The organism is Candidatus Omnitrophota bacterium (genome assembly GCA_028699255.1).
Classification (GTDB): Bacteria; Omnitrophota; Gorgyraeia; order 2-01-FULL-45-10; family 2-01-FULL-45-10; genus FEN-1322.
In genome coordinates this window covers 21,904-29,957 of sequence record JAQVUX010000011.1, presented here as the reverse complement: position 1 = coordinate 29,957, position 8,054 = coordinate 21,904, and the positions used below count along the sequence as shown (strand labels likewise).

1 protein-coding gene is annotated in these 8,054 nt (G+C 45.7%); it reads right to left on the bottom strand.

Going from position 1 to position 8,054, the window contains the following annotated elements; translation table 11 throughout:
- Positions 1 to 7,922: hypothetical protein (locus PHS46_07810; GenBank protein MDD3906406.1), on the bottom strand; the 7,922-nt coding region annotated here is incomplete at its 3' end.
- Positions 7,923 to 8,054: the final 132 nt, after the last annotated feature.

The following is an 8,054-nucleotide window of genomic DNA, read 5'->3' as shown; positions in this document are numbered from 1 at the left end:
TCTATTATTGTAGCCTGGGCGATGTCGGAGTACTTTGTTACCTCTACTATTGTGGCGTTACCACGTCTTTGGGCTATCACATTATCGTAAGTATTTGTTATTACTTTACGGTTTACGAAGGAGGTAGAGTCTACCGTAGAAGAGGAATAGGTGTCTATGGTCTGGTTTACGACATTGCCGAAGGAGTCGTAGCTATTGTAAGAGATATCCTGCATGTCGATGAACTCTCGAGTGGCCTTATCGGCTGAGGTATAGTTAAGGATCATGGAATGCGTGCTTCTATCATGTACGTCGTAGGTTGTTGTGATATCCTGAGCCTCCGAGAAGCTCCAGACGCTATCCTCATAGACTTCGGTCACAAGCTCCTGGGTGAGCGCGTTACCACGGGCGTCGAAGGAGGTATTGGTATAGACTTGCCTCTTTACGGGATCTGACGGCGTTATAACCCCGGTACCCGAATCGGCAATAGTCGCTCCCTCATATGTCGTTATGACCGTCTTACCTATATTACCCTGTGAGTTGATAGACGAGTTCTCTATTACCTTTACTCCGATTGGTTCCGTACTCAACTCATTGGCGTAGGTCACTATGATCTGCTTTAGGGCTACACCCGATGAGTGATATCCTATGGAGCGGATCTCCTGGACGTCCAAGAGGGTGCCGCCCTTAGAGTCGTATGTGAGGACGCGCTGGTTTACGATGTTGTGGGAGACATCGAAGGTTCTATTGGTATATACGGCGTATGAGACTAAAGTCTCCACGTTATTATCTATGAGGTAGCTTGTTACCTCCTGGCTCCCAGCGTCGCCCCTATTATCTATATCGGAATTATGTATGACGCTCTTCGATGTCTTGACAAGAGTACCGGTAGAGTCTGTTACCTCGGTTACCGATACCTGGTCTATGGCGTTACCTAAGGTATCGAATAAAGAAGTGGTAGTTGTGGTACGGTCTATTATTACCGTAGCTAATATATCGGAATACTTTGTGACTTCTACTATAGTGGCGTTACCCCTTCTTTGGGCTATCACGTTATCGTAGGTATTTATTATTACCTTACGATTTACAAAGGAGGTAGAGTCTACGGTGGAAGTCGAATAGGTGTCTATGGTCTGGTTTAGGACGTTACCGAAGGAGTCATAACTATTGTAAGAGATATCCTGCATGTCGATAAAGGCTCGAGTGGCCTTATCGGCGGAATCGTAGTTAAGGATCATGGAATGCGTACTTCTATCATGTACGTCGTAGGTTGTCGTGATATCCTGAGCCTCCGAGAAGCTCCAGACGCTATCTTCATAGACTTCCGTTATCAAAGACTGGGTGAGCGCGTTACCACGGGAGTCGAAGGTAAGGTTGGCATAGACTTGCCTCTTTACGGGACCCGTAGGTGTTATAACACCGGTACCTGAATCGGCAATAGTAGCTCCTGAGTAGGTCGTTATAACGGTTGTTCCTATATTACCCTGTGAGTCGATAGACGAGTTCTCTATTACCTTTACTCCGATAGGTTCCGTGCTCGACTCATTGGCATATGTCACTATGATCTGCTTTAGGGCTACACCGGAGGAGTGATAACCTATGGAGCGGATCTCCTGGACGTCAAGCAAGGTGCCGAGCTTTTCATCATAGGTGAGGACGCGCTGGTTTACTATGTTGTGGCTTGTGTCGAAGACTCTATTGGTATATACGGCGTAGGAGATCAAGGTCTCCACGTTATTATCTATAAGGTAACTTGTTACTTCCTGCATACCAGCGTCGCCCCTGTTATCGATATCGGAATTATGTATGACGCTCTTACTCGTCTTGACAAGAGTACCGGTAGAGTCTGTTACCTCGGTTACCGATACCTGGTCTATGGCGTTACCTAAGGTATCGAATAGAGATGTAGTAGTTGTGGTACGGTCTATTATTACCGTAGCCAGGATATCGGAATATTTTGTGACTTCTACTATTGTGGCGTTACCTCTCCTCTGAGCGATACAATCTGTATAGGTATTGATGATGACTTTACGGTTTACGAAGGAGGTAGAGTCTACGGTGGAAGTCGAATAGGTGTCTATGGTCTGGTTTAGGACGTTACCGAAGGAGTCATAACTATTGTAAGAGATATCCTGCATGTCGATAAAGGCTCGAGTGGCCTTATCGGCTGAGGTATAGTTAAGGATCATGGAGTGAGTGCTTCTATCATGTACGTCGTAGGTTGTGGTGATATCCTGAGCTTCCGAGAAGCTCCAGTTAGAGTCCTCATACGCTTCTGTTATTAAAGACTGGGTAAGAGCGTTACCGCGGGCGTCGAAGGTAAGGTTGGTATAGACTTGCCTCTTTACTGGACCCGCAGGTGTGATAGCTCCTGTGCCATTATCGGCAATAGTAGCGCCTGAGTAGGTGGTTATGACGGTAGTTCCTATATTACCCTGTGAATTGATGGAGGAGTTCTCTATTACCTTTACTCCTATAGGATCGGTGGATGTTTCATTGGCGTAGGTCACTATGGTCTGCTTTAAGGCTACACCGGAGGAGTGATAACCGATGGATCTAATCTCCTGTACGTCCAAGAGGGTGCCGCCTTTAGAGTCGTATGTGAGGACGCGCTGGTTTACGATGTTGTGGCTTGTGTCGAAGACTCTATTGGTATATACGGCGTAGGAGACTAAGGTCTCCACGTTATTATCTATAAGGTAACTTGTTACTTCCTGCATACCAGCGTCGCCCCTGTTATCGATATCGGAATTATGTATGACGCTCTTACTCGTCTTGACAAGAGTACCGGTAGAGTCTGTTACCTCGGTTACCGATACCTGGTCTATGGCGTTACCTAAGGTATCGAATAGAGATGTAGTAGTTGTGGTACGGTCTATTATTACCGTAGCTAATATATCGGAATACTTTGTGACTTCTACTATAGTGGCGTTACCCCTTCTTTGGGCTATCACGTTATCGTAGGTATTTATTATTACTTTACGGTTTACGAAGGAGGTAGAGTCTACGGTGGAGGTCGAATAGGTATCTATGGTCTGGTTTACGACATTGCCGAAGGAGTCGTAGCTATTGTAAGAGATGTCCTGCATATCTATAAAGGCTCGAGTGGCCTTATCGGCTGAGGTGTAGTTAAGTATTACGGAATGAGTGCTTCTATCATGTACGTCGTAGGTTGTTGTGATATCCTGAGCCTCCGAGAAGCTCCAGACGCTATCTTCATAGACTTCCGTTATCAAAGACTGGGTGAGCGCGTTACCACGGGAGTCGAAGGTAAGGTTGGTATAGACTTGCCTCTTTACTGGACCCGCAGGTGTGATAGCTCCTGTGCCATTATCGGCAATAGTAGCTCCCTCATAGGTGGTTATGATGGTTACTCCTATGTTACCCTGTGAATTGATGGAGGAGTTCTCTATTACCTTTACTCCTATAGGATCGGTGGATGTCTCATTGGCGTAGGTTACTATGATCTGCTTTAGGGCTACACCGGAGGAGTGATAACCTATGGAGCGGATCTCCTGGACGTCCAAGAGGGTACTGCCTTTAGAGTCGTATGTGAGGACGCGCTGGTTTACGATGTTGTGGGAGACATCGAATACTCTATTGGTATATACGGCGTAGGAGATCAAGGTCTCCACGTTATTATCTATAAGGTAACTTGTTACTTCCTGCATACCAGCGTCGCCCCTATTATCTATATCGGAATTATGTATGACGCTCTTTTGAGTTTTAACCAAAGTACCCGTAGAGTCCGCGACCTCCGTTATGGATTCCTGGTCTATGGCGTTACCTAAGGTATCGAATAGAGATGTAGTAGTTGTGGTACGGTCTATTATTACCGTAGCTAATATATCGGAATACTTTGTGACTTCTACTATTGTGGCGTTACCACGTCTTTGGGCTATCACGTTATCGTAAGTATTTATTATTACTTTACGGTTTACGAAGGAGGTAGAGTCCACTGTGGAAGTCGAATAAGTATCTATGGTCTGGTTTAATACGTTGCCGAATTGGTCGTAGCTATTGTAAGAGATGTCCTGCATATCTATAAAGGCTCGAGTGGCCTTATCGGCTGAGGTATAGTTAAGTATTACGGAATGAGTGCTTCTATCATGTACATCGTAGGTTGTCGTGATATCCTGAGCCTCCGAGAAGCTCCAGACGGAAGACTCATAGACCTCGGTCACAAGCTCCTGGGTTAACGCGTTACCTCTGGAGTCGAAGGTAAGGTTGGCATAGACTTGCCTCTTTACAGGAGACGCAGGTGTAATTACACCTGTGCCATTCTCGGCAATAGTGGCTCCCTCATAGGTGGTTATGACAGTCGTACCTATATTACCCTGTGAGTTGATAGACGAGTTCTCTATTACCTTTACTCCGATTGGTTCCGTACTCAACTCATTGGCGTAGGTTACTATGATCTGCTTTAGGGCTACACCGGAGGAGTGATAACCTATGGATCTAATCTCCTGGACGTCTAATATAACCCCGCCTTTCTCATCGTAGGTAGTCACGCGCTGGTTTACTATGTTGTGGGAGACATCGAAGGTTCTATTGGTATATACGGCATATGAGACTAAAGTCTCCACGTTATTATCTATAAGGTAGCTTGTTACCTCCTGGCTTCCAGCATCTCCCCTATTATCGATATCGGAATTATGTATGACGCTCTTCGATGTCTTGACAAGAGTACCGGTAGAGTCTGTTACCTCGGTTACCGATACCTGGTCTATGGCGTTACCTAAGGTATCGAATAAAGAAGTGGTAGTTGTGGTACGGTCTATTATTACCGTAGCTAATATATCGGAATACTTTGTGACTTCTACTATAGTGGCGTTACCCCTTCTTTGGGCTATCACGTTATCGTAGGTATTTATTATTACTTTACGGTTTACGAAGGAGGTAGCGTCAACTGTAGAAGAGGAATAGGTGTCTATGGTCTGGTTTAGAACGTTGCCGAAGGAGTCATAACTATTGTAAGAGATGTCCTGCATATCTATAAAGGCTCGAGTGGCCTTGTCGGCTGAATCGTAGTTAAGGATCATGGAATGCGTACTTCTATCATGTACGTCGTAGGTTGTTGTGATATCCTGAGCCTCCGAGAAGCTCCAGACGCTATCTTCATAGACTTCCGTTATCAAAGACTGAGTGAGCGCGTTACCACGGGCGTCGAAGGTAAGGTTGGTATAGACTTGCCTCTTTACGGGACCCGTAGGTGTTATAACACCGGTACCTGAATCGGCTATTGAGGCGCCTGAGTAGGTGGTTATGACGGTAGTTCCTATATTACCCTGTGAGTCGATAGAGGAGTTCTCTATTACCTTTACTCCTATAGGATCGGTGGATGTTTCATTGGCGTAGGTCACTATGATCTGCTTTAGGGCTACACCTGAGGAGTGATATCCTATGGAGCGGATCTCCTGGACGTCTAAGAGGGTGCCGCCTTTAGAGTCGTATGTGAGGACACGCTGGTTTACTATGTTGTGGGAGACATCGAAGGTTCTATTGGTATATACGGCATATGAGACTAAAGTCTCCACGTTATTATCTATAAGGTAACTTGTTACTTCCTGGCTCCCGGCATCGCCTCTGTTATCGATATCGGAATTGTGTATGACGCTCCTGGCTGTCTTGACTAAAGAGCCGGTAGAGTCCGTTACTTCCGTTATCGACTCCTGGTCTATGGCGTTACCAAGTGTATCGAATAAGGATGTGGTAGTTGTGGTACGGTCTATTATTGTAGTCTCGGCTATATCCTGGTACTTTGTTACGATCGTTGTCGAAGCATTGCCATGTTTTCTTCCGATGAGATTGTCATATTCACTGTGAATCACTTTGCGGTTGGCGAACTCTGATTTTCCGAGGTCGGTCCACGTGTCTTCGGTCCTGTCGATTATATTGCCGTAGTAATCGAACTTAAGGTTCGCGACAACGACTACTGTATCAAAGACCTTATCGCCTGAATCGGCGAAAGTGTAATTGTAAATGGTCTGGTTTGTTACGTTGCCGCGGGAATCGAAGTTATCATTGGTTATCACTTTGTAGGCGGAGGCTGTCTTTACTCCATCGGTATATGTGTATGTGGTCCTCGTCTCCTTACCCGCCCTTCCTGCGCCTTCGTAGTCGGAATATATGACATCCTCTTCGGTAACTAATTCCTCTACCCCTGAGGTAAAGTAATACGTCTTTATATTCTGGCTTCTGATGTTGCCGTTTAGATCTTCTTTCTCGCTACCGCTTAAAGCCGTATACATGACACTCGAAGCGGTGACTACTTTCTCAATGACTTCTCCGGAGTCGGAATATGTGATCTCGGTGATCGCGGATGCGTAGTATACGCCTCGGGAATTGCGCGAATATGTGAATGTCGTCTCTATCCTGGTACCGGCATAGCTTACGCTCGATATTATCCTCTCCTGTCCCGTCTTGCCTTCGTAGGTGCCGGTACCTGTGAGGTTATCTTTACTATCCGTCGTAGCCCCGGCGATATCGTATTCTTCGGTGCCGGTTAATGTTTTCCCATTGTAGATATAGTCGGTTCTTACCTGGGCAAGGGCGTCGTCGCCATATATGGAATATGTGTGCTGGATTTTTTCAAAACCTTCGTCGCCTGTATAGACGGATTCTTCCTGCAGGGCGCCGGAACCTGTTACTGTAAGCTCGTCCGCCGATAGGGCAGACACATCGTATGTCTTCGTCTTAACAAGTTCATCCTCTTCATAGGTATAATCGGTCCTCTGCCATGCCTTGTAAACACCGTCTTCTGCCGTGTAACTTGACAGGACATACTTAATCTTCTCCTTGTCCTTCTCACCTTCGTAGACCATGACGCTCTCGAGCCTGGATGAGTCTTCGGTAAGCCAATCGGCTTCCGATACGTCGGAGATATCGTAGGTCCTTACTTCGGATAAGGCGTCATTGCCATTCTTGGTATAGTCGTATATGGTTATGCGGTTGGCGTTATTATTGCCTTCTTCGTCGATCTGGTAGGTATCAAGAGTATAGGATGCCCTCTCTTCTTCGGCGGCGCCTGTGTATACGGTCTTTGAAGTGAGACGGTCGCCTGTTAAAGAATCTTTCCAGGTATCTGTAGTAAAGTCTAATTCGAGGCCGTATGTATTGTAAGTGCGGGATTCATCGAGAGTGTCGGAGGCGGAATCTTTTGTGTAATCGTATATCGAGACTTCCTGGGCGGCTCCTTCTTCGTCGTAATCCGATAAGACATAGTCGATGCGTTCATTGCCGCTTGTGCCCGAATATACGGTTTTAGTCAGTATACGTCCTAATGATATCGCGTCTTCCCCGGTCAGTTCCGTGTAGGAACCAAAGAAGGCATTGCCTTCTTTGTCTTTTATCTCTTTTGTCCCGGCCTGCCATGAATCCGCCTCGCTTAATCCTGAGACGTCGTATGAGATTATCTCTTTTAAGACATTGCCCTCGTAATGGTAAACGTTGAGTTGTCTTGCTTTGCCGTTCTCATCGAAGTCGGCCATGGTGTACTTGACCTGTCCGCCGCCTGTGGCGCTGGAACGCTTTTTCTGCAAGACAAGGCTATTATCTTCTTCCTGGGTCTTCGCGTCGCGAAGGTCGAAGACCAGCTCTTCCGTGGTCTGCTTGGCGCTTATGATATCCTCGTGCACCTTCTGCTGGCTTGCGATATAGTTTGGAGAATATGAGGCGGAATCTTTGTTCTTTTCGTAGTTGGTTTGCAGTAAACTCCCGGCGCCTGTTAACTTTGATTTATAACCGATCTCATCATGAGTTGTAACTTCGATTGTCTTAGGAGCCTGTACCGGGGTAGGTGTGATATAAGCATATCCATATGTTACTTGTTGCAATATAAATACAAATGCGACAAAAGAAGATATTGTTTTGAAGAATACATTGGCATGCTTGTTCCGTCTCAAATAGATGAGATTTATATCATTCGTTTTACAGATCGCCATTGTATCCATCTTGTCACCTATGTATCTTTGTAAAATCTTTTACAAACATATAAATAACACCTCAAAAAAAATACGCCCTCCTGTGCACACTATAAGTATATATCATATATAAGGAATGTCAATGATTAAAAT